This is a genomic window from Rubrivirga litoralis, assembly GCF_031846415.1.
In the GTDB taxonomy this organism is placed as follows: domain Bacteria; phylum Bacteroidota; class Rhodothermia; order Rhodothermales; family Rubricoccaceae; genus Rubrivirga; species Rubrivirga litoralis.
The window spans coordinates 33,244-54,882 of the sequence record NZ_JAVRHT010000004.1 but is presented as its reverse complement, the minus strand read 5'-3'; the positions used below and the strand labels follow the sequence as shown (position 1 = coordinate 54,882).

General features: G+C 74.4%; 19 protein-coding genes. 4 read left to right on the top strand and 15 right to left on the bottom strand.

The features are described from left to right. Positions 1 to 246 precede the first annotated feature (246 nt). The 8 genes from RM540_RS03055 to leuS form a co-directional block, all read right to left on the bottom strand. Positions 247 to 879 carry a response regulator gene (locus RM540_RS03055; protein WP_311662014.1) on the bottom strand — a complete coding sequence of 211 codons (633 nt, stop codon included), beginning with the start codon at positions 877 to 879 and terminating at the stop codon, positions 247 to 249. Then, positions 876 to 2,606, bottom strand: coding sequence for a PAS domain-containing sensor histidine kinase (locus RM540_RS03050; RefSeq protein WP_311662012.1), 1,731 nt, complete (start codon positions 2,604 to 2,606; stop codon positions 876 to 878). Before RM540_RS03050 ends, RM540_RS03055 begins: the two co-directional genes overlap by 4 nt. 66 nt (positions 2,607 to 2,672) lie before the next feature. Beyond that, positions 2,673 to 3,860, bottom strand: a complete 1,188-nt coding sequence (locus tag RM540_RS03045; protein ID WP_311662010.1) for a cysteine desulfurase family protein — start codon at positions 3,858 to 3,860, stop codon at positions 2,673 to 2,675. 272 nt (positions 3,861 to 4,132) lie between these two features. Continuing rightward, a protein-coding gene (locus RM540_RS03040; RefSeq protein ID WP_311662008.1) for an IS5 family transposase occupies positions 4,133 to 4,902 on the bottom strand; the annotation gives its coding sequence in 2 pieces (ribosomal slippage) (positions 4,133 to 4,588 and positions 4,591 to 4,902; 768 coding nt in all). A gap of 306 nt (positions 4,903 to 5,208) precedes the next feature. Beyond that, positions 5,209 to 6,546, bottom strand: a complete 1,338-nt coding sequence (locus RM540_RS03035) for a cation:proton antiporter (RefSeq protein ID WP_311662006.1) — start codon at positions 6,544 to 6,546, stop codon at positions 5,209 to 5,211. A gap of 75 nt (positions 6,547 to 6,621) precedes the next feature. Then, complete coding sequence (locus tag RM540_RS03030) at positions 6,622 to 7,344, bottom strand: HD domain-containing protein (RefSeq protein ID WP_311662005.1); 723 nt, start codon at positions 7,342 to 7,344, stop codon at positions 6,622 to 6,624. Continuing rightward, positions 7,341 to 8,186 (bottom strand): NAD(P)H-binding protein, encoded by an 846-nt coding sequence (locus RM540_RS03025; protein ID WP_311662003.1) that lies wholly within the window; start codon positions 8,184 to 8,186, stop codon positions 7,341 to 7,343. The genes RM540_RS03030 and RM540_RS03025 overlap by 4 nt, the downstream gene beginning before the upstream one ends. A gap of 209 nt (positions 8,187 to 8,395) precedes the next feature. Beyond that, positions 8,396 to 11,182, bottom strand: coding sequence for a leucine--tRNA ligase (leuS, locus tag RM540_RS03020; protein WP_311662001.1), 2,787 nt, complete (start codon positions 11,180 to 11,182; stop codon positions 8,396 to 8,398). A gap of 269 nt (positions 11,183 to 11,451) precedes the next feature. Between leuS and RM540_RS03015 the strand changes: the two genes are divergently transcribed. Then, positions 11,452 to 11,832, top strand: coding sequence for an AMP-binding protein (locus RM540_RS03015; RefSeq protein ID WP_311661999.1), 381 nt, complete (start codon positions 11,452 to 11,454; stop codon positions 11,830 to 11,832). 125 nt (positions 11,833 to 11,957) lie between these two features. Here the strand turns inward: RM540_RS03015 and RM540_RS03010 are convergent, their stop codons facing one another. The 4 genes from RM540_RS03010 to hutU all read right to left on the bottom strand — a co-directional run bounded on the left by RM540_RS03010 (position 11,958) and on the right by hutU (position 17,672). Beyond that, entirely contained in the window at positions 11,958 to 12,845 is an 888-nt protein-coding gene (locus RM540_RS03010) for a formimidoylglutamase (RefSeq protein ID WP_311661998.1), read from the bottom strand. Positions 12,846 to 13,174: 329 nt separating this feature from the next. After that, positions 13,175 to 14,395, bottom strand: a complete 1,221-nt coding sequence (hutI, locus tag RM540_RS03005; protein WP_311661996.1) for an imidazolonepropionase — start codon at positions 14,393 to 14,395, stop codon at positions 13,175 to 13,177. Next, complete coding sequence (gene hutH, locus RM540_RS03000) at positions 14,392 to 15,981, bottom strand: histidine ammonia-lyase (RefSeq protein WP_311661994.1); 1,590 nt, start codon at positions 15,979 to 15,981, stop codon at positions 14,392 to 14,394. Before hutH ends, hutI begins: the two co-directional genes overlap by 4 nt. A gap of 23 nt (positions 15,982 to 16,004) precedes the next feature. After that, positions 16,005 to 17,672, bottom strand: coding sequence for a urocanate hydratase (gene hutU / locus RM540_RS02995; RefSeq protein WP_311661992.1), 1,668 nt, complete (start codon positions 17,670 to 17,672; stop codon positions 16,005 to 16,007). A gap of 131 nt (positions 17,673 to 17,803) precedes the next feature. Here hutU and RM540_RS02990 point away from each other — a divergent pair, with 131 nt between their 5' ends. Beyond that, positions 17,804 to 18,241 (top strand): Lrp/AsnC family transcriptional regulator, encoded by a 438-nt coding sequence (locus RM540_RS02990; protein ID WP_311661990.1) that lies wholly within the window; start codon positions 17,804 to 17,806, stop codon positions 18,239 to 18,241. 72 nt (positions 18,242 to 18,313) lie between these two features. Here RM540_RS02990 and RM540_RS02985 read toward each other — a convergent pair whose 3' ends face one another. Together RM540_RS02985 and RM540_RS02980 are read right to left on the bottom strand one after the other, a co-directional pair. After that, complete coding sequence (locus tag RM540_RS02985) at positions 18,314 to 19,102, bottom strand: phosphatase PAP2 family protein (RefSeq protein WP_311661988.1); 789 nt, start codon at positions 19,100 to 19,102, stop codon at positions 18,314 to 18,316. Continuing rightward, positions 19,099 to 19,755 carry a hypothetical protein gene (locus RM540_RS02980; protein WP_311661986.1) on the bottom strand — a complete coding sequence of 219 codons (657 nt, stop codon included), beginning with the start codon at positions 19,753 to 19,755 and terminating at the stop codon, positions 19,099 to 19,101. The genes RM540_RS02985 and RM540_RS02980 overlap by 4 nt, the downstream gene beginning before the upstream one ends. A 50-nt stretch (positions 19,756 to 19,805) precedes the next feature. On the opposite strand from RM540_RS02980, the gene RM540_RS02975 reads away from it, so the two are divergent. Together RM540_RS02975 and RM540_RS02970 are read left to right on the top strand one after the other, a co-directional pair. After that, positions 19,806 to 20,225, top strand: coding sequence for a CoA-binding protein (locus tag RM540_RS02975; protein WP_311661984.1), 420 nt, complete (start codon positions 19,806 to 19,808; stop codon positions 20,223 to 20,225). Between the two features lie 118 nt (positions 20,226 to 20,343). Then, the gene (locus tag RM540_RS02970; RefSeq protein WP_311661982.1) at positions 20,344 to 20,817 is read left to right on the top strand and encodes a PaaI family thioesterase; all 474 of its coding nucleotides are present in this window, start codon (positions 20,344 to 20,346) and stop codon (positions 20,815 to 20,817) included. 220 nt (positions 20,818 to 21,037) lie between these two features. On the opposite strand, the gene RM540_RS02965 is transcribed toward RM540_RS02970, so the two are convergent. Then, entirely contained in the window at positions 21,038 to 21,631 is a 594-nt protein-coding gene (locus RM540_RS02965; protein WP_311661980.1) for an Ntn hydrolase family protein, read from the bottom strand. Positions 21,632 to 21,639: the final 8 nt, after the last annotated feature.

Below are 21,639 nucleotides of genomic sequence, written 5' to 3'. Positions count from 1 at the left end.
GCGGCGCCTACCCAAACCGCCCCGCCCGCGTCACAACCACCTCGCCCTTTGGGTCCTATCCCCTCTTGGCTGCGCCGACGCTGCGCGGTGGCCAGGAGGAGGGCTGCCGCCGCCTCAAGACGGCGACGTGCCCGCCCACGACCGCCCCGCCCGCTGCTCGCCGCCCGCTGCTCGCCGGCCCCGCAGGGGCGGGGTGGAACGAAAAGGGCACCACCCCGCCCGCGCGCCACCCAGTCCCCAGTCCCCTCACTCCACCAGCTTGTTCTCGAGGGCGTAGCGCGTGAGTTCGGAGTTGTTCGACATCCCCATCTTCTGGAGGAGCCGCGCGCGGTAGGTCGAGATCGTCTTGACGCTGAGCGAGAGGTCTTCGGCGATGCCGCCGACGGTCTTGCCCGAGGCCAGGAGCCGGAGCACCTGGTACTCGCGGTCCGAGAGCGCCGCGTGGGGCACGGCGTCGGGGTCCGCGTCGAGCGCGTCGAGGAGCGCCTCAGCGAGCGTGCGCGTGAGGAACCGCTTGCCCTGGGCCACGCGGCGGACGGCCTCGACGAGGTCGGCCTCGGCGCTCTCCTTCGTGAGGTAGCCCAGCGCCCCGGCCCGCACCACGCGCACGGCGTACTGGTCCTCGGGGTGGGCCGAGAGGACGAGGAGCGGGAGCCCTGGGAACTCAGCGTGGAGCGACTTGACGAGGTCGAGGCCGCTCGGCCCGGGCATGTTCATGTCCATCACGATCACGTCCACGCGCCCGTCGCGGACGGCCCGGAGCAGCGCGTCGCCGGAGTCGGCCTCGGCGACCACGTCGAGGCCGGGCGTCTCGCGGAGGAGCTCGATGAGCCCGCGGCGAACGAGGGCGTGGTCGTCGGCAATCGCGACGCGGGTCATGGGCGGGGCGGGGCGAGGGGGAGCGTGCACTCGACGACGGTGCCCCGGCCGGGCACGCCGCGGACGTCGAGCGTGCCGCCGAGCGCGCCGGCCCGCTCGCGCATCCCGAGCAGCCCGAGCGTCCGACGGCCGACGGCGTTCCCGTCAAAGCCCCGCCCGTCGTCGGCGACCGTGAGCCGGACCGCCCCGCCCCCGAGCGTGACGTCGAGTGTGACGTCGACGGACCGGGCGTCGGCGTGGCGGGCCACGTTCGTCAGCGCCTCCTGGAGCACGCGGAAGGCGGCCGTCGCCACGTCGGTTGGGACCTCGGCCGTGCCCTCGACGTCGAGCGACGTCGCGAGGCCGGTCCGCGCCGCGAACCGCTCGACCTGCCACTCGGCCGCGCTCGCGAGCCCGAAGTCGTCGAGTACGCCCGGCCGGAGGTCGGCGGCTACCTGGCGGACGTGGCCGATCGTCTCGTCGATCGTCTCGCGAAGCTCGGCCAGCCGCGCCTGAGCCTCGGCGTTGTCGGAGAGGCGCCGGCCGAACCACCCGATGCCGAGGCGGATGGCCGTGAGCTGCTGCCCGAGCACATCGTGGACCTCGCGCGAGAGCCGCGCCCGCTCCTCCTCGCGGACGTCCTGGAGGTGCGTCGCGAGCGCGCGGAGCTCGGTCCGCGACCGTTGGAGCGCCGCCGTCTTCTGCCGGAGCGCGGTCACGTCGCGGATCATCGAGATCACCTCGCCGTCGCCGAGCGGGGCGAGCCGGACCTCGCGGTGCCGCGTCTCGCCCATCACCTCGACCTCGTAGTCGTACGAGACGACGCGGCCGGTCTCGCGGAGGCGGCCCACGTTGTCCGCGAACTTCCGCGCGATGTCAGTCTGGATCACGTCCTGGAGCCGGCGCCCGAGCATGGCCTCGGCCGGGAACTCGGTCTCGAAGACGGGCGGCACGTGGAAGTCGACGACCCAGCCGTCGTGGCGGAGCCGCGAGACCACGTCGGGGAGCGCCCGGACGACGGCGCGGTAGCGGGCCTCAGAATCGCGGAGCCGCTCCTCCATCTCGACCCGCTCGGTCACGTCGCGCGTGCTGACGACGCCGTACGTCCGCCCGCCCGCGCAGGCGGGGCGGCCGACGCTCTCGACGACGCGAACGCAGCCGTCGGCGTCGCGCACGCGGTACTGGGTCGCGACCGGCGCCCCGCCCGCGGCCACCGCACCCACGTACGCCCGCCGCACGCGGTCGAGGTCGTCGGGGTGGACCGATGCGAACGGCTCGCGGCCGACGAGGTCCTCGGCGGGGGCGCCCGTCAGCTCCTCGGCGGCCGGACTTGCGTAGAGCGTCCGGCCGTCGGCGTCGGTGAGCGTGAGGAGGTCGGTCGCGCACTCGACCATCAGCCGGAACACGTCGGTCTCGTCCTGGGCCGCCGCGTGCCGCGCGAGCGCCCGCCGGACGGCCCGTCGAGCGTCTTCGGGCGGGGCGGACGCCGAGACGGCCTCGTCGGCCCCGGCCTGGAGCGCGGCCTCCTCGGCGTCGTCGCCGTCGGCCACGACGAGGGCCGGCGGCCGCTCACGGGGCCGGCGGAGCCAGTCGGCGGCGGCGGCGGGGTCGCCCGCGATGACGACGAGCGCGGCGCCGCCGCGGGCGGGGAGGTCGGCGGCCGCCGCGCACGAGTGGACGGCCGCGTCGAGCGCGGCGGCCCACGGAGCACGGGGGCCGAGCCAGAGGACGTCGCCGGAGAGGAGCACGGGGCCAGGGAGGGACGGGCCGGAAACGTACGCGCTGCCGGTGCCAGTTCCGCTAGGGACGCCAGACTACCCCGCCCCGCCCTGGCGCGCGACGACGCGGACGAGGGCTGCCGCCGCGGCGTCGACGTCGGCCTCGGTCGTGCCCCGCCCGAGCGAGAACCGAACGGTCGCCGCGGCCGTCGCGCGGTCGAGCCCTTGGGCGAGCAGGACGTGACTGGGCTCGAGCGCCCCGCTCGTGCACGCGCTCCCGGCCGACGCCGCGACGCCCTCCAGGTCGAGCGCCGTCAGCAGCATCTCGCCGTCGAGCGTGCCCCGCCCTACGCCGGGGCGGGGCGGGAACGAGAGGCTGAGGACGTGGGGGGCGGCGCCAGGCGGCGTGTTCAGGTGCACAGCGTCCCCGAACGCGGCGACGACGCGCGCGCGGAGCCGGTCGCGCAAGGCGCCGACCTGGACGGCGTGGTCGACGCGCTCGGCGTCGGCGAGCGCGAGCGCCTCGGCAAAGCCGACCACAGCCGCCACGTTCTCAGTCCCCCCCCGGCGCCCTCGCTCCTGCGCCCCGCCCGTCTGCACCGCCCCAAACGACGTGCCCGCGCGGACGTAGAGGGCGCCGACGCCTTTCGGCCCGCCCACCTTGTGCCCGGACAGCGAGAGGAGGTCGACGCCCAGCGCGTCGACGTCGAGCGGCAGGAGGCCCGCGGCCTGGACGGCGTCGGTGTGGGTGGCCGCCCCGCCCCGCTCCGCCACGCGCGCGATGTCCGCGACGGGGTTGACGGCGCCCGTCTCGTTGTTGACGAGCATGGCCGAGACCAGCCCCGTCTGCTCGGTGAGCGCGTCCGCGACGGCCTCGGCCGTGAGCCGCCCCGCCCCGTCGGGCGGGAGCACGATAACCGGGTATCCCTCGGCGGCGAGCGCCTCGGCGGTTCGCAGCACGGCCTCGTGCTCGGTCGCCGACGTGACAAGACCGCCCCGCCGGTTTGCGGCCCGCCCGGTCTCGCGGAGGGCCGCGCCGGTGAGCACGCCGCGGAGAGCGAGGTTGTCGGCTTCGGTCCCGCCGCTCGTGAACACCACCTCGCCCGGCTCGCAGCCCAGAACGCCCGCGATGCGCGCCCGCGCCTTTTCCACAGCCACGCGCGCGCGCCGCCCCGCCCCGTGCAGCGACGACGGGTTGCCGTGGTGCTCGCGGAGGTACGGGAGCATCGCGTCGAGCGCTTCGGCTCGGAGCGGCGTCGTCGCGGCGTGGTCGAGGTAGGGCACGGGCGGGGTTCGGGGTTCGGGGTTCGGGGTTCGGGGTTCGGGGTTCGGGGTTCGGGGTTCGGGGTTCGGGGTTCGGGGTTGCCCCGCGCCGGCCTGGTCCGTCGATGAAGACCCGCCCCGCCCGCAACGCGAGAGGTCGTAGGGGCGACCGTCAGTCGCCCGGGGGCGGGGCGGTGTCATATGCAACGGTGTTGGCCAACGGCCTCTGGGCGGGGCGGCCAAGGCCAGACCGCCCCGCCCGCATCCTCCACCACCCCTAGGCGACGTTGACATTAGGCGAGCAGGATGAGCGTCGAGACCGCGTGGACGACCGAGAGGTCGTTGCGCGCCGTCTGCTCGTAGCGCGTACCGATCCGCCGGTAGCGCTTCAGTCGACCGATCAAGCGCTCGACCTGGTTGCGCTCGCGGTAGACCTCGCGGTCGAACGGCGGCTTCGCCGACCGCGCACCGTTCGGCTTGATCACCGCACCGATGCCCCCCGCCGACAGCGCCGCCCGGTGCGCGTCCGAGTCGTAGGCCGCGTCGGCGAGCACGGCCCCCGCATCGAGCCCCGCGATCAGCGGCAGCATCTCGTGGCCGTCGGGGGCCTGCCCGCCGGTGAGCGCGAAGCGCACCGGGTTGCAGAGCGCGTCGCAGGCCACGTGAAGCTTCGTGGTCAACCCGCCGCGGCTGTGCCCGAAGCCTTCGCGGTGGTTGGCCAGCTCGCTGGGCCCCCCCTTTTTGGCCGCCTCGCAGCGTCCTGGTGCACGCGCAGGATCGTGGAGTCGACCATGAGCCATTCCAGGTCCGGGTCCTGGACGCTCTCGAAGAGGCGCTGCCAGACGCCGCGTTTGCTCCAGCGGTTGAAGCGTACGAAGACGGAGTTCCACTTGCCGAAGCGTTCGGGCAGGTCGCGCCACCGCCCGCCGTTGCTGGCGACGAAGAGCACGGCCTCGAGGAAGAGCTTGTTGTTCGTCGCGGTGCGGCCTCGGTCGCCGGGCTTACCAGGGAGCAGGTGCCGGATGCGGTTGAACTGCGCGTCGGAGAGCGTATGGCGAGGCATGGTAGCAGCAAGAAGGGGAGGCTGCTATCGGCACCGACCCGCCCAACTCAAATGTCAACGTTGCCTAGCCCCTCCTGGCCAGGAGGGGGACTGCCGCCGCCTCGAGACGGCGGCGTGCCTGCCACGACCGCCCCGCCCCCATTTGCCTGCTGCTCGCCGCCCGCTGCCCGCTCCGGTCCCACGGGGGCGGGGCGGAACAAATCGGGCACCACCCCGCCCACGCGACTTTCCACTTTCCACTTTCCACTTTCCACTTTCCACTTTCCACTTTCCACTTTCCACTTTCCACTTTCCACTTTCCCCGCCCTACGCCTCGTCGCCGGCCACTTGCGCCTTCCGCTCCTCGGAGCCGGCGCGGCGGCTGTACCACGCCATGACGGGCGTGACCGAGAGGCCGTGGACGACGACGCTGGCCGCGATTGTGACGAGGACGAGGCCCAGCAGGCGCTCCGAGAAGCCGTCGTAGAGCCCGTGCGTCTCGGCGAACATGAGGTAGTAGACCGACCCGATCCCGCGGACCCCGAACCACGCGACGAGCTCGCGCTGGAGGTCCGACGTGGACGAGAACGCGAGGCCTACGGCCACGGCCGCCGGGCGGACGACGAGGAACACGACGGGCACGAACCACAGCGCGTCGAACGACCACTCGGCCAGGTGCAGCAGCGCGCCCACCAGGACCACGAGCGCGACCGCCCCGATCCGCTCCAGCTGCTCGGCGAACCCGAGGATGGCTGACGCCATAAAGGCCGGGGCCACGTGCTCGTCGACGGCGACCTCCTCCTCCTCCCCGTTCTTCGCCATCGCCTCGACGTCCTCGGCCGCCTCGTCGCCCGTCTCGCGGCGCTCCTCGTAGCGGAGCGCGAGGCCGGCGGCGAAGACTGCGAGGAAGGCGTAGGTGCTGATGAGGAGGGCCACCCCGTAGGCCAGCGCGACGAGCCCGAGCGCGAGGAAGTCGTCGGTCCCGATCGCCTCCTTGTGCGTCTTGCGCAGGTACACGACGAGGCGCCCGACGCCGAGGCCTAGGACAGCGCCCAGCGCGATCCCCCCGAAGATGGCCCACAGCACGTCGACCGCCACCCACTTCCACCCAAACTCGCCCAGCTCGTGGAGGCCCAGGAGCCCCAGCCCGAGCATGACGAAGGGGAACGCGGCGCCGTCGTTGAACCCGGCCTCGCCGGTGAGCGAGAACCGGAGGCGGTCGGTGTCGTCGGGGTCCTCGATCTGGACGTCGGACGCGAGGACGGGGTCGGTCGGGGCGAGGACGGCGCCGAGCAGGACGGCCGCGCCGATCGGCAGCCCCAGCCCCCACACGCCGAGCGCGGCGATCCCGAAGACCGTCAGCGTCATCGAGATCGTCGCGAGGCGGAGCGGGAGCCGCCAGCGGCGGTCCGTGAGCGGCGTGCGGAGCTTGAGCCCGGCCGCAAAGAGCGACAGGATGACGGCGATCTCGGAGAGGATCTCCAGCGGCTTCGCCTGCTCGATAGGGTCGATCACGAGGAGCCCGATCCCGAGCGGCCCGATTCCCAGCCCGACCAAGAGGTAGAGCTGCGCCGTCGAGAGCGGGAGCCGCTTGAGCGTCGTGCCCCCCAGCGCCATGAGGGTGAGGAGCAGACCAGCAACGACGAACCAGAGCGAAAAGGGCACAGGCGGCGGGAGGCAAAAGAAAAGAGGGCGCCCTCCGACGCCGCGCCCCGCCTGAGGGTCCCCCGCCCCGCCCGCTCAGGAAGCGCCCCCGGCTTCGGACGCGAGCTGCGCCAGGAAGGCGCGGAGGAACGCCGCTCGGCGCTCGGCCTCGGCCCGCCCCGCCCGCGTGCGCATCGTGGACGGTAGGCGGAGCAGCTTTGCGTAGACGTGGTCCGTCGCGTAGCGTCGGTCGTCGAGCGGGCGGGGCGGCTCGGGCGGGGCGGCATCTGGCGGGGCGGCGTCCGGGTCGGCCCACGTCGGCACGGGATCGGTCGGGTGCGTGAGCGCCGCGCCCAGCGCCCCGGCCGTCGCGTAGCACCGGGCCACGCCGATCGCACCGAGCGCGTCGAGTCGGTCGGCGTCCTGGACCACGCGCGCCTCCAGCGTCCGCGGCTCGACGCCGGCCGAAAAGCTGTGGGCCTCGATGGCGTGGGCGACCGCGGCGACGCGCGCCTCGGGCTCGCCGTGCTCCCGGAGCCACGCCGCCGCCCGCTCGGCCGCCCGCCGCGACGCCTGCGCGCGGGCGGGGTGGTCCTTCGGGAGCACGACGCAGTCGTGGAGCCACGCCGCCGGGAGCACCACGTCGAGGTCCGCCCCTTCGTCGCGCCCGATCCGCCCCGCCCACGCGACGACGCGGCGGACGTGGGCGAGGTCGTGGGCGGCGTCGCCGGCGACGTGCTCCCGCAGGAATGGCTCGCAGAGCGCGGCCCACCGCCCCGCCCGAGCGTCGAGGTTGCCGTCTGGGGGCGGGGCGGTCACGCCCACGCCTCGCGGTAGTCTTCAGCAAACTCGCGGAGCGAGCGGGGCGGGCGCCCGAGCAGCCGCTGGACGCCGTCGGCGAGGCGGCCGGCGAAGCCGAGGCGGGCGGACGTGTACAGTCCCATCATGACGGCGGCGTAGCCAGGTTCGGCGCCACGGGCGCGCTCGTGGCGGTAGAACTGGACGAGGCCCGGCCGTGTGTAAACGACGCGGCGGCCGAGGACGTCAGAGAGCACGGCGGCCACGTCGAAGTAGTCCAGCGACTCCGGCCCCGTCAGGTCGTAGGCGACGGCGCCCGCCGCCGGCGTCCGGTCGGCGTCCGTCAGCCAGACGGCCGCCGCGTCGCCCACGTCGCGGGCGTCTACGAACGACGTCCGCCCCGCCCCCGCCGGCACCACGATCTCGCCGTCGCGGACGTCGGCGGCGTGGACGTCGGAGAGGTTCTGCATAAAGTAGCTGGCCCGGAGCAGCGCGGTCTCCATCGACGACGCCTCCAGGTGCTTCTCGATGCTCCGGTGCGGGAGGACCGGGTTGCTCTCGGCGCCCAGGACGGACAGGAACGCGATGCGGCGCACGCCGGCGGCCTGGGCCGCGTCGATCACGCCGTTCATGTTCGCGCCTTTGCCCGGCGGGAGCATGAGGAATACGTTGTCCGCCCCCTCAAACGCCGGCCCGTACGTCTCGGGCTTTGTGACATCGAACGCGACGGACGCGGCGCCGTCCGGGAGATCGCGGTCGCCCGCGTGGCGAACGGCGGCGACGGCCTCGTGGCCGTCTTGGAGGAGGCGGCGGAGCACGGCGCTGCCTACGGTTCCGGTGGCGCCGGTGACGACGGTTTTCATGACGACGGGACCCCGGGCGGGGCGGCTGGAAACTCAGGACCACCCCGCCCTCGGTCCCAGGCGGGGTGGCCTAGACTCGGGGCGGGGCGGGCGGGTTCTCTCCGCCCCGCCCGCGCGGCCGTTGCCGGGGATCGGCGCCGCCCCGCCCCCCGCGTTCCCCCACGGGCGGGGCGGTTGCGGGCGGGGCGGGCGTCCAGCGGGCGGGGCGGCTACGCCACGACAAAGTTGACGAGCCGGCCCGGCACGGCGATCTCCTTGCGGACCGTGCCTTCGGAGAGGTAGCGGGCGACGTTCTCCTCCTCACGCGCCGCGGCGAGCATCGCGGACTGGTCAGCGCCAGCGTCCACGGTCACGGTCCCGCGGAGCTTGCCGTTGACCTGGACCGCGATCTCGACGGTGTCGGCCTGGAGGAGCGCTGGGTCGTACTCGGGCCACGGCGCGTAGGCCAGCGACTCGTCATGGCCCAACCGCTGCCACAGCTCTTCAGCGAGGTGCGGGGCGAACGGGGCGAGCAGGAGCACGAACGGCTCGACCACGCTCCGGGGCACGTGCTCCCACTTGGTCGCCGCGTTCACGAACTCCATCATGGCCGCGATGGCCGTGTTGAAGCGGAGGCCGTCGACGTCGTCCGTCACCTTCTGGATGGTGGCATGGAGCACGCGGAGCTGCTCGCGCGTCGGATCGGCGTCCGAGACCGCCACCCCGCCCTCGCGGTCGAGGACGAGGCGGTAGGCCCGCGCGAGAAAGCGGTGGACGCCGTCGACCGAGCGCGTATTCCACGGCTTCGTCTGCTCCAGCGGACCCATAAACATCTCGTACAGCCGGAGCGAGTCGGCCCCGTACTCGGCCACGATGTCGTCCGGGTTGACCACGTTGCCGCGGCTCTTCGACATCTTGTGCGCCCGCGACTGCACGCGGACGTCCGGGTACTCCCGGAGCACGAAGCCTTCTCCGCCCTTTTCGACCTCGTCGTCGCTGACCGTGACCGCCACGAGGCTGGAGCCGTCGCGGGCGTCCTGCCACGCGATCTCGTCGTCGTCCGTCGGCGCGGCGTGCTCCGCCGAGACCCAGCCGTAGGCGTCGCCCGACTCGTCGAGGCGGCGGAACGCCGTGTGCTCTACGCCGCCCAGGATCATGCCCTGGTTGACCAGCTTCTGGAACGGCTCGTCGGTGCTGACAACGCCGGCGTCGTAGAGCACCTTGTGCCAGAAGCGGGCGTAGAGCAGGTGCAGGACGGCGTGCTCCGCCCCGCCCACGTAGAGGTCGACCGGCATCCAGTACCGCTCCTTTTCGGGATCGACGGGCGCCCGGTCGTTGTCGGGGTCGATAAAGCGGAGGTAGTACCAGCACGAGCCGGCCCACTGCGGCATCGTGTTCGTCTCGCGCCGGGCGGGGCGGCCGGTCGCGGGGTCCGTCACCTCGACCCACTCCTCGATGCCCGCGAGCGGGCTCTCGCCGGTCCCCGTCGGGGTGTAGCGGTCGACCTCGGGGAGCGTGACCGGGAGCATGTCCTTGCCCAACGCGTGCGGCTCGACGCGGCCGTCCTCGTTCTCGACGTGGAGGACCGGGATCGGCTCGCCCCAGTAGCGTTGCCGGCTAAAGAGCCAGTCGCGGAGCTTGTACTCGGTGCGGCGCCGGCCCACGCCGTTGTCGTCGAGCCACGCGAGCACGGCGTCCGTGGCGGCCGGCGTCTCGAGCCCGTCCAGCGACGTGCCGCGGTCGGCGATGTCGGCGACCGCCCCGCCCGAGGCGTCGGAATGGAGGTGGCGGCCGTCGCCGGTGTAGGCGTCGGTCCAGTCGCGCGTGCGGTCGAGGTAGGCCGCGTAGAGCTCGGTCTCGTCGTCCGTCGACACGTCGGCGGGCGCGTGCGCCTCGATCCACGAGGCCGGCGGCTTGACGACCGTGCGGACCGGGAGCCCATGCGCGACGGCGAACTCGAGGTCGCGCGCGTCGTGGGCGGGGACGGCCATGATGGCGCCGGTCCCATACGTCGATAGGACGTAGTCGGCAATCCAGATGGGGATTTTCTGGCCGTTGACAGGGTTTGTCGCGTGCGCGCCCGTGAACACGCCCGTCTTCGCCTTCGACTCGATTCGGTCCCGCTCCGTCTTGCGCGCCGTCGCCTCGACGTAGTCGCGGACGGCGAACACCTGGTCCTCAGTCGCGATCTCGGCCACGTAGGGGTGCTCCGGGGCGAGGACCATGTAGGTCGCCCCGAAGAGCGTGTCCGGCCGGGTCGTGAACACGCGGAGCGTGAGCTCGTCGTGGCCGAACACGCGGAAGTCGACCTCGGCGCCCTCGCTCCGCCCGATCCAGTTCCGCTGCATGGCCTTGACGGACTCGGGCCAGTCGAGCCCGTCCAGCCCGTCGAGCAGGCGGTCGGCGTAGTCCGTGATCTTCAGCATCCACTGCCGCATCGGGCGCTGGACGACCGGGTGCCCGCCGATCTCGCTCCGCCCGTTGACGACCTCCTCGTTCGAGAGCACGGCCCCGAGCGCCGGGCACCAGTTGACTGGGGCGACCGACTCGTAGGCCAGCCCGCGCTCGTAGAGCGTGAGGAAGATCCACTGCGTCCACCGCACGTAGTCCGGATCCGTCGTGTTGATCTCGCGGCTCCAGTCGTAGGAGAACCCGAGCCGCTGGAGCTGGCGCCGAAACGTGCCGACGTTGCGCTCGGTCGTCTCGCGCGGGTGCGTCCCCGTCTCGATGGCGTACTGCTCGGCCGGCAGGCCGAAGGCGTCCCAGCCCATCGGGTGGAGCACGTTGAACCCCTGCATCCGCTTGGTGCGGGCGACGATGTCGGTCGCCGTGTAGCCCTCGGGGTGGCCCACGTGGAGGCCGGCGCCCGACGGGTAGGGGAACATGTCGAGCGCGTAGAACCCGGGCTTGCTCGCGTCGAAGCCGGCGTCGCCGGGGCCGGGCTGGCGGAAGGTCTCGTGGTCGCGCCAGTAGGCCTGCCACTTGCGCTCGATCTCGTCGTGGGGGTATCCGGCCATGCTCGTGTCGTGGGTCTCGGGGGCGGGGCGGCCGAAGCTACGGCGGCGCCTCGGCGGGGGTCCCGGGACCGCCCCGCCCCGCCAGGGCGCGCGGGCGGGGCGGGGGCACCGCGCGCGGCGTCTGCCGGAGCGGGCGGGGCGGCCGAGCGCTCTCCACCCCGCCCCCTGTTCACGGGGCGGGGCGGCCCCGAATTCCGAGGCCGGTCGGACCCGAAGGGCCGGTTGGTCAATTTACACGGCCTGTTCCTTCCGCCCCGCCCCACCCCGCCATGTCTGCCCAGGCCTTCCGTGACGCCCGCGACACGCTCCTCGACACCCGCACCGACCTCGCCGCGGCCCGCGAGCGGTTCACGTGGCCCACGCTCGACCGCTTCAACTGGGCGCTCGACGGGTTCGACGCCTGGGCCGCGGAGCATGCGGACGCCCCGGCACTTTGGATCGAGGGCGATGAGGGGACCGCGGCCCGGCTCTCGTTCGGGGAGCTGTCGGACCGCTCGGACACGTTCCTCCGCCGCCAGGGCGTCGGGCGGGGCGACCGCGTGCTCCTCATGCTCCCCAACCGCGTCGAGCTGTGGGAGGCGGAGACGGGCGAGGGCCGCCGCCCGAACGAGTTCTGGGAAGAGGACTTCGAGGCCGAGCTCCGCGGGTAGGACCGCCCCGCCCTCTGGCGCTCGGGCGGGGCGGAGGAGCGCTTCGACGCGCGCGGCCGGCGGGCGGGGCGGTCGGCCGGAGCGCCTCCGGTCCCACGGGGCCGTGCCGCGCGGGCGGGGCGGCGTCAGGCCGGAGGTGTCCGCGCGGCGAGGCCGCGGAGGACGTGCCAGACGGTGAGCGCGGCCAGCACCACCGTCCGCCCGTCCGTGTCGTGGGCCGGATTCAGCTCGACGACGTCGACCGACTGGACGTGTGCGCTCCGCCCACACACCTCAGCCGCCCGGAGCCACACGGCGGTGGAGAGCCCACCCACGCCCGGCGCGCTGACGCCCCGCGCGGCGTCGACGGCGTCGAGGTCGAACGAGGCCAGCGTCGGCCCGTCGAGGGACGCGACGAGGGCGTCGGCGCGCTCGGCCGTCAGGTCGTCCGCCCACACCACCCCGCCCGACGCCTCGGCAATCGCCGCGTGGTCGGCGGCGACGCGCCACGGGAGCAAGCCCGCGACCGTATACCCGCGGCACAGGCCCGAGTCGTGGTCGAGCAGCTGGCGGAACGGCGAGCCCGAGTGCCCCCGACCATCCGCCGGGGGGCGGACGTCGGCGTGGGCGTCCCAGTTGAGCGCCCGCACGGGCCGCCCCGCCCGCACGTAGCCAAGAAAGTGGCCGTACGCCGTCTCGTGGCCGCCGCCGAGCACGATGGGCACGACGCCGCGCGCGAGGAGCCCGCCGACGCGCTCGCCCAGCCGGGCCTGGTCGGCCTCTAGGTCGCCCGTCACTTCGACGTCGCCCACGTCGGCCGTGCGCTCGAGCAGGCCGACGAATGGGGCGGGGCGTCGGGCGTCGGGCGTCATCCGCGCCAGCGCCGCGCGGATCTCGGCGGGCGCCTGCGCGGCTCCGGGCCGCCCGCCGTTGCGGCGGACGCCCTCGTCGGACGGGAAGCCGACGAGGGCGACGCGTGTGTCAGTGGCGAGCGGGGCGTCGCGGAGCCAGTCGCCAAGGCGGGGGTCGGACATGGTGAAGGGCGGGCAGCGGGCAGAAGATGCACCACCCCGCCCACGCCGGGGGCGGGGCGGGGCGGGGCGGGGCGGGGCGGGGCGGGGCGGCACCGGGCGGGGCGGCGCCTGCCCAAACCGCCCCGCCCTCGTCACAACCACCCCTAGCCCCTCCTGGCTGCGCCGACGCTGCGCGGTGACCAGGAGAGGGACTGCCGCCGCCCTCTTTAGGCCTCAACGGCGCCAACGATCGCCCCGCTCGCTGCTCGCCGGCCCCACAGGGCAGGGCGGAACAAAACGAGCGCCACCCCGCCCGCACCCCTCATCCCTCATCCCTCATCCCTCATCCCTCATCCCTCATCCCTCATCCACACCGTCTCGCCCGCGGCCACGGCGCGGGCCGCCGGCTCGGCGCGCCAGCCCGCGAGCCACGCGTACAGTGAGGGCGCCTCGAACACGGCGACGTCGGCCACCCCGCCCGGCACGAGCGTGCCGACGCCGTCCAGGCGGAGCGCGCGGGCGGCCTCGACGGTCGCGCCGCGGAGGGCCTCGGCCGGCGTCATCCGCTGGCGCGTGCAGGCGAGCCACATCGCGAGCGGGAGGCTCGCGCTCGGCGCCGAGCCCGGGTTGAAGTCGGTCGCCACGGCGACGCGCACGCCGGCGTCGAGGAGGCGCCGCGCGGGCAGTGGCTCCTGCCCCAGCACGAGCGTCGCGATCGGAAGGCTCACGGCGACCACGCCGGCCGCGGCGAGCGCCGCCCCGCCCGCGTCGGACACGTACTCGAGGTGGTCCGCCGACGCCGCGCCCACGCTCGCCGAGAGCGCCGCCCCGCCCGTGTCGCTGAGCTGATCGGCGTGGAGCTTGGCGCCCAAACCGTGTGCGGCCGCGGCCGCGAAGATCGTCCGGGCCTCGGAGCCGGTGAACGCGCCCTGCTCCACGAACACGTCCACGAACGCCGCCAGCCCGTCGGCTGCGGCCTTCGGGATCATCTCGTCCACGACTAGGCGGACGTAGCCGGCCCGGTCGTCGGCATACTCGGGGGGGACGGCGTGCGCGGCGAGCAGCGTCGACACGATCCGCTGCGGCCCCGCATCCGCCAGCCGCCGGTGGACGCGCAGCGTGCGCATCTCGTCGGCGACGGTCAGCCCGTAGCCGCTCTTGGCCTCGACCGTCGTCACGCCCTGGCGGAGCATGGCGTCCAGACGCTCCCGCCCCGACGCCTCCAGGTCGGCGTCGGACGCCGCGCGCGTGGCCCGGACGGTCGACAAGATGCCGCCGCCCCGCCCGGCGATCTCCAGGTAGGGCGTCCCCTCGATGCGCTCGACGAACTCGCCCGAGCGGTCGCCCGCGTGGACGAGGTGCGTGTGGCAGTCCACGAGCCCCGGCACCACGAGCCCGCCGTGGGCTGACAGGCGCTCGGCATCCGCAAAGCGGGCGGGGAGGTCGGCCTCGGGACCGGCCCACACCACGACGCCCTCGTCCCACACGAGGGCTGCGCGGTCGACGAGCCCGGCGCCCGGGTCGTCGGGCGGGCACGTCGCCAGCTGGCCGATGTCGGTGAGCGCGGTCATGGGAGCGGCCCTGTTTGGGTTTCGGCCGCGGCGACGAGGGCGCCGGAGCGGACGAGGTCCGTGGCCGCCTCGAAGTCGGCCTCGAAGGCGACGTCGTCGGTCCGCTGCGCCACGCGCTCGCGGAGCACGGCGTGGGCCGCCTCGACGCCCCGCCCCGCCCGGAGCGGGCGCCGAAACGCGAGCGCCTGCGCCGCGCACAGCGCCTCGACGGCCAGGACGCGCTCGGCGTTCTCGACCACGCGGAGCGCCTTACGCGCGCCCCACGCGCCCATCGAGACGTGGTCCTCCTGCCCGCGCGACGACGGGATCGAGTCGACCGAGGCCGGGTGGCACAGCGTCTTGTTCTCGCTCACGAGCGCGGCCGCGGCGTACTGCGGGATCATGAACCCGGACTGGAGGCCCGAGCGCTCGACGAGGAACGGCGGGAGCCCGTCGCCGCCGTCGACCAGGAGGTACGTCCGGCGCTCCGAGATCGAGGCCCACTCGGCGACGGCGATCGCCGCCGTGTCGAGGGCGATTGCGAGCGGCTGCCCGTGGAAGTTGCCCGCCGAGACCACGTCGGCCGCCCCGCCCGCCCCGCCCTCTGCCGGGGGCGGGGCGGCGACCTCCGAAGGAGACTGCGAAGCAACCTCCGCAGGAGATTGTGCAGCAAACACGAGCGGGTTGTCGGTGACGCTGTTCAGCTCGCGCTCGACCACGCCGGCCGCGAACGCGAGCGCGTCGCGGCTGGCGCCGTGGACCTGCGGCACGCAGCGGACCGAGTACGGGTCCTGCACGCGGCCGCAGGCGGCGTGGCTCGGGCCGATCTCCGACCCGTCGAGCAGGCGGCGCACGGCCTCGGCGGACTGCGCGTGGCCCGGGTGCGGGCGGAGCGCGGCCACGCGCGCGTCGAACGGCCGCGCTGAGCCCAGCCGGGCCTCCAGCGTCATCGCGGCGACCACGTCGGCCGTCGTCGCCAGCCGGCGCGCGCGCTGCGCGACCTCGACGGCGTAGGCGAGCATAAACTGGGTCCCGTTGATGAGCGCCAGCCCGTCCTTGGCGCCCAGCGCGACGGGCTCCAGGCCCGCCTGGCGGAGCGCGTCGGCGGCGGGGGCGGGGCGGCCGTCGTCCCACACCGAGCCCTCGCCGATCAGCGGGAGCGTGAGGTGTGCGAGCGGGGCGAGGTCGCCCGAGGCGCCCAGGCTCCCCTGCTGCGGCACGACCGGCACGAGGTCGGCGTCGAGCAGCGCCAGCAGGCCGGTCACAACGGCCGGACTGACGCCCGAGAAGCCCCGCCCGAGCGCGTGCGCCTTGAGCGCCAGCATCCGCCGCGTAAGCGCGGGCGGGGTGGGATCGCCGACGCCGCAGGCGTGCGACCGCAGCAGGTTGACTTGGAGCTGCGCGACGTCGTCGGGGCCGATCCGCTCTGACTTGAGCGCGCCGAAGCCCGTGTTGAGGCCGTAGTGCGCGCGGCCGTCGGCGAGCGCGGCTTCGACGAGCGCGCGGCTCTGGGCGACGCGGCCGTCCGGCCGGGCCAGGTCGTCGGCGAGCGCCGCGAGCGACGCCGCGAGGTCGGCGTCGAGCGTGTCGAGGCGCAGCGCCGGCATGTCGAGTTCGACCACCCCGCCCATCACTGCGGGTCCCCCGCCGAGGGGAGGTCGACGCCCCGCTCGCGCGCCGTGTCGAGGGCGACGTCGTAGCCGGCGTCGGCGTGGCGCATGACGCCGGTGCCGGGGTCGGCCGTGAGCACGCGCTCCAGCCGGCGCCCGCCGGACTCGGTCCCGTCGGCGACGCACACCATGCCGCTGTGCATCGAGTACCCGATGCCCACGCCGCCGCCGTGGTGGAGGCTCACCCACGACGCGCCGCAGGCCGTGTTGAGCATGGCGTTCAAGAGCGGCCAGTCGCCAATCGCGTCGGAGCCATCGAGCATCCCCTCGGTCTCGCGGTTCGGGGAGGCCACGCTGCCCGTGTCGAGGTGGTCGCGCCCGACCACGAGCGGCGCGCTCACGCGGCCCGTTTCGACGAGCCAGTTGAACCGCTCACCCGCCTCGGCCCGCTCGCCGTATTCGAGCCAGCAGATCCGCGCCGGGAGCCCCTGGAACTGCACCTTCTCCTGCGCCAGCCGGATCCAGCGGTGCAGGTGTTCTTTCTCGGGGAACAGGTCGAGGAGCGCCGCATCGGTCGCCGCGATGTCGGCGGGGTTGCCCGAGAGCGCGGCCCAGCGGAACGGGCCGGAGCCGCGGCAGAACAGCGGGCGGATGTACTCGGGCACGAACCCCGGGATCTCGAACGCCTCGGTCCGCCCGCGCCGGTCGGCCACCTGCCCGCGCAGGTTGTTGCCGTAGTCGAACGCGACCGCGCCCGCCCGCTGGAGCGCCAGGAGCGCGTCGACGTGCGTTTCCATGCTGTCGAGGACGGCCTCCTCGTAGGCCGCCGGGTCGGCTTCGCGGAACGCGTCGGCCTCACCCAGCGAGACGCCCGCCGGCAGGTAGCCCACGCGGAGGTCGTGCGCGCTCGTCTGGTCCGTCACCACGTCGACCGCTACGCCGCGGCGGACCAGCTCGGGCAGGACGTCGGCCGCGTTGCCGACGAGCCCAACCGAGAGCGCCTCGCCCCGCTCGCGGGCGCCCTCGACGGCGTCCAGCGCCTCGTCGAGGCTGTGCGCGAGCCGGTCGCAGTAGCCGGTCTCGACGCGGCGGCGGATGCGGCTCTCGTCCACGTCGACGCCGAGAAAGGCCGCGCCGTTCATGGTCGCCGCGAGCGGCTGCGCCCCGCCCATCCCGCCCAGCCCGGCCGTGACGACGAGCCGGCCGCTCAGGTCGCCCCCGAAGTGGCGGCGCGCGCACGCCGCGAACGTCTCGTACGTCCCCTGGAGGATGCCCTGCGTGCCGATGTAGATCCAGCTCCCGGCCGTCATCTGGCCGTACATGGTCAGGCCCGCCGCCTCGTGCTCGCGGAAGCGGTCCCACGTCGCCCAGCGCGGGACGAGCCAGCTGTTGGCGATGAGCACGCGCGGGGCCTCGTCGTGCGTGCGGAACACGCCGACCGGCTTCCCGCTCTGCACCAAGAGCGTCTCGTCGTCCTTCAGCCGCCGGAGCGTCTCGACGATCCGGTGGAACGAGGGCCAGTCGCGCGCGGCCTTGCCCGACCCGCCGTAGACGACGAGGTCCTCGGGCCGCTCGGCGACCTCGGGGTCCAGGTTGTTCATCAGCATGCGCAGCGCGGCCTCCTGGTGCCAGCCCTGGCAGGAGAGGTCGGTGCCGCGCGGGGCGCGAATGGGCGGGGCGGTCGTCATCGAGGGCGGGGCGGGGTGGCGCCTACAGGCTAGGACCGCCCCGCCCTCGCGCCCAAGGGCCGACCGATGGTACTGTGCCCGTCTCGCCTTCGATCCGATGGCGACCGCCCCGCCCTACGTTCGCTTTGGATATGGACACGCTCGACCACCGCCTGCTCCGCGAAGTCCAGGCCGACGCCCGCCTGAGCTACGCCGAGCTCGGCCGGCGCGTCGGGCTCTCCCCGCCCGCGGTCGCCGAGCGCCTCCGCCGCCTGGAGGCGTCCGGCGTCGTCACCGGCTACCACGCCGCCGTCGACCCCGCGCGGCTCGGGCGCCCGGTCCAGGCCATCCTCCACATGCAGGTCGACCGCGCCCGCTTCCAGCGGAGCGTCGAGCAGATCCAGCAGCTCGACGACGTGCTCCAGTGCTACCGGACGACCGGGAGCAGCTCGCTCGTCATGGTGGTCGCCGTCGCGTCGACCGAAGCGCTGGAGGCGCTCATCGACCGCCTGCTCCCCTTTGGCGAGCCGGTGACGCAGCTCGTGCTCTCGGTGCCGGTCCCGCGCCGGCCGGTGGCGCCCAACTCGTAGCGCCCCAGCCACGGGCGGGGCGGTGCCGCGCCTGTGCCGCGCCTCCTGCGCCCGCCCCGCCCGCTTTTCTCTCTACGCCGTTCGGGATGCCGTTCGGGCGGGGTGGCGCTGCGGTCCGGCGTCGCCCGGCTGCGCCCTCCGCCCGTTCCCGCCGCGGAACCGGGTCTCGACGAGGTCCACGATGAGGAGGCTCGCGACCAGCCACGCGGCGCCCGAGAGCCACCCCGCCACGACGTCGGTCAGAAAGTGGACGTTGAGGTAGACGCGCGAGAGGCCCACGGAGATGATGAGGAGCGGGCCAACGACGGCGGCGAGCGCGCGCGCCCACGCCTTCTCGGTCAGCCGCCAGACGAGGTAGACGAGCATCCCGTAGAACACGGTCGACGCGAAGGCGTGGCCGCTGGGGAAGCTGTAGCCCTCGGCCGGGATCACCTGGTCGACCGGGCGCGCGCGGTGGAACAGCCCCTTCAGCCCGAGCACCACGAGCCCGCCGCCCCCGCTCGCGAACGCGACGCGGAAGGCGGACCAGTACCGCTTCGCGGCGACGAGCGCGAGCGTCGCCACCACGACGAAGGTGATGAGCGTGAGGTTGTTGCCGAACCACGTCACGGCGACGCCCAGTTGCGGATCGGCCCCGAGCGCGTTGAAGACGACCTCGTGGGCGCGGGCGTCGAGCCGCGCGAGGTCGTCGCCTTCGGAGACGGCGTCGACGACCTCGACGAACCCCCACAGGAGCAGGGCGACGGCCACGAACGCGAGCGTGGCGCTGAGCCCGTACGGCACGCCCCGCTCCAGGCGGCGGCGGAGAAAGCGGGCGATGGCGGCCGGGGCGGGGCGGTCGGTCACGGGGCGGCGGGTCAAAACAGGAGGACGACGAGGGCGACCGCCCCGCCCAGGATCACGAGCCCGTTCAGCGCGAACAGGCCGACGAGCGCGAGCGCGAACGGGAGGCTGGCGAGGCGGAGAAAGCGGGCGGCCCCGACAATTCGGACCCACGCTCCCTTCGACGTGAGCGCGAGCCCGCGCGCCGCCCACAGCGCGCGACCCACGCGGAGGAGCCGGCTCCGCCCCGCCCGGCGGGGACGCGCCTCGGCGGGTTGCGCGGCGTCGGCGCGGCCGGTCGCCGCGAGCGCCGCGTCGCGGAGCTGGCCCGGCAGCGAGGCGAGGTCGGCCAGCGTCCACCCTGCGAGCGCGGCGGCGGCGGCGGGGACCAGCAGGAGGAGGGCCACAATGACGGCCACCCCGCCCACAGCGCCGGACCGCAGCGCGCCCTCGAAAAGGGCGAGCCAGATGACGGCCGCGGCCACGGCGCTCGCCGCCGCCGTCCGGTACGCGAACCGCACGAGCGCGCCGACGCCGGGGACGATCCGGCCCAGCCGCGCGAGCGCGCCGGGCGACGCGGCCTCCAGCGCCGCCCCGCCCTCGCCGCCGGGCGGGGCGGCCGTCTCCAGCACGGCGGGCGCCTCGGGCGCGAGGGCCGGGCGCAGACTGCCGGGGCGGGGCGCGGAATCCACGGGCGGGGTGGGCGGGTTGGACACGCCCCCCTTACGCCACCACGTACGCTTTGAGTTCGCCCGACCTCGCCGACGCCCTCCGCTCCGCCCGCACGATCGCCGTCGTCGGCTGCTCGCCGCGCGGGTTCCAGACCAGCCACCGGATTGCCCAGTACATCCAGCGCGCCGGCTACCAGATGGTGCCCGTCAACCCGAACCACGACGAGATCCTGGGCGAGACGGCCTACCCCGACCTCGCCTCGATCCCCGACGACGTCGTGGTCGACATCGTCGACGTGTTCCGCCGGTCCGAGTTCACCGCCGACGTCGTCCGCGACGCGTCGAGCCGCATGGAACGGACCGGCCAGACGCCCCTCATCTGGACCCAGCTCGGCGTCCACTCCGCCGAGGCCGAGCGGCTCGCCGCCGAGGCCGGCCTCCCCTACGTCGCCAACCGCTGCCTGATGGTCGACCACGCGGCGTTGGTGTGAGGGATAGAGGAATAGGGAATGGAGGGATGAGCAGACTCGTCATCCCCCGCTCCATCCCAACCCGCCCCCCCGGCCCGCCCGCTCTGCCCATCCCTCTACCCCTCCTCCTCCCTCCTTCATGTCCGTCCCCCCCGCCATCGACACGCAGAAGCTCCTCGACGCCATGAAGGGGGGCGGGGCGGCCGGCCTGAAGGTGCCCCCGCCCGTCTTCGAGGACATGGAGGCCGAGGTCCGCGACTACCGCCCCGGCGACGCCGAGCGCGACGGCGTCGGCGCGTCGATGCGGACGCGGTTCCCGGTCCTGGAGCGCTACCAGAACCCGATGGGCGTGATGCAGGGCGGGATCGTGGCCGCGGCCGTCGACAACGTGGTCGGCCCGCTGAGCTACCTCGTCGCCCCGCCCAGCGTGACGGCCCAGCTGTCGATGACCTACCTCGCCCCGGCCGCGCCCGGGACGGAGTACGTCGAGGTCGAGGCCCGGCTCGTCTCGCGGGCGGGGCGGCAGCTCGTGTTCGACGCCACGGTCACGGCGCCGGACGGGACCGAGATCGCCGTCGGGCGGCTCACGAACACGATCGTGCGCCGAGGCTGAGGACCGCCCCGCCCGCGTGGCGGAGTGGCGCGGGGCGGGGTGGCGCGCACCGGCATTTCCCGCCCCGCCCGCCGCGCCGGCACGTTGTCTTGACCATCGCACCGCAGGGACCGCGCCGTAGGGACACCATGCGTGGTGTCCCCGAACGGGGCACAGGGCCGCGGATCCGCGCCCGCGTGGCGCGAGGGCGGGGTGGCCTCGCACCGTTCCCGCCCCGCCCCTACGCCGCGTCCATCACGACCGTCTGCACGGGCGGGGCGGAGGAGCGGTCGAACAGGCACCCCGCCTCGACGCCCAGCGCCGCGAGCGCGCCGGCCTCCACCCCGCCCCGCTCGGCCTCCGGCCACCGCGCGTACATAGCGCCGAGCGCGTAGGGCGCGCCCGAGCCCATGGCCCAGAACCGCGAGAACTCGTGGACCTCGCGCATGTCGTAGACCCCGAAGATCCCCGTCGGCGCGGCGACCACGAGCGACACCTGCGTCGACTCGTACGGGTCGCCCTCCTGGCCCGAGTCCGGGAGCAGGTAGTAGTCCTCCTTGAGGACCGGGTGGAGCGCGCGGAACGTCTCGAAGAGGCCGCGCCGGCTCCCCAGGTCGGCGTCCTCCATCCGCTCCAGCGCGTCCTGGATCACGAGGACGTGGGCCGTGTAGCCGACGATGCCCACGTACGCCTCCCCGCCCGGCGTCTCGACGCGGACGATCTTCTCGCCGGCCGCGTCCATCTCGGGCGGCAGCCGCGTCTCGTCGAACGTGGTGAGCGCGTCGGCCGCGATTGCGATGCGGCCCCCGACACGGGCGACGGTGATCGTAGACATAGGGCGGG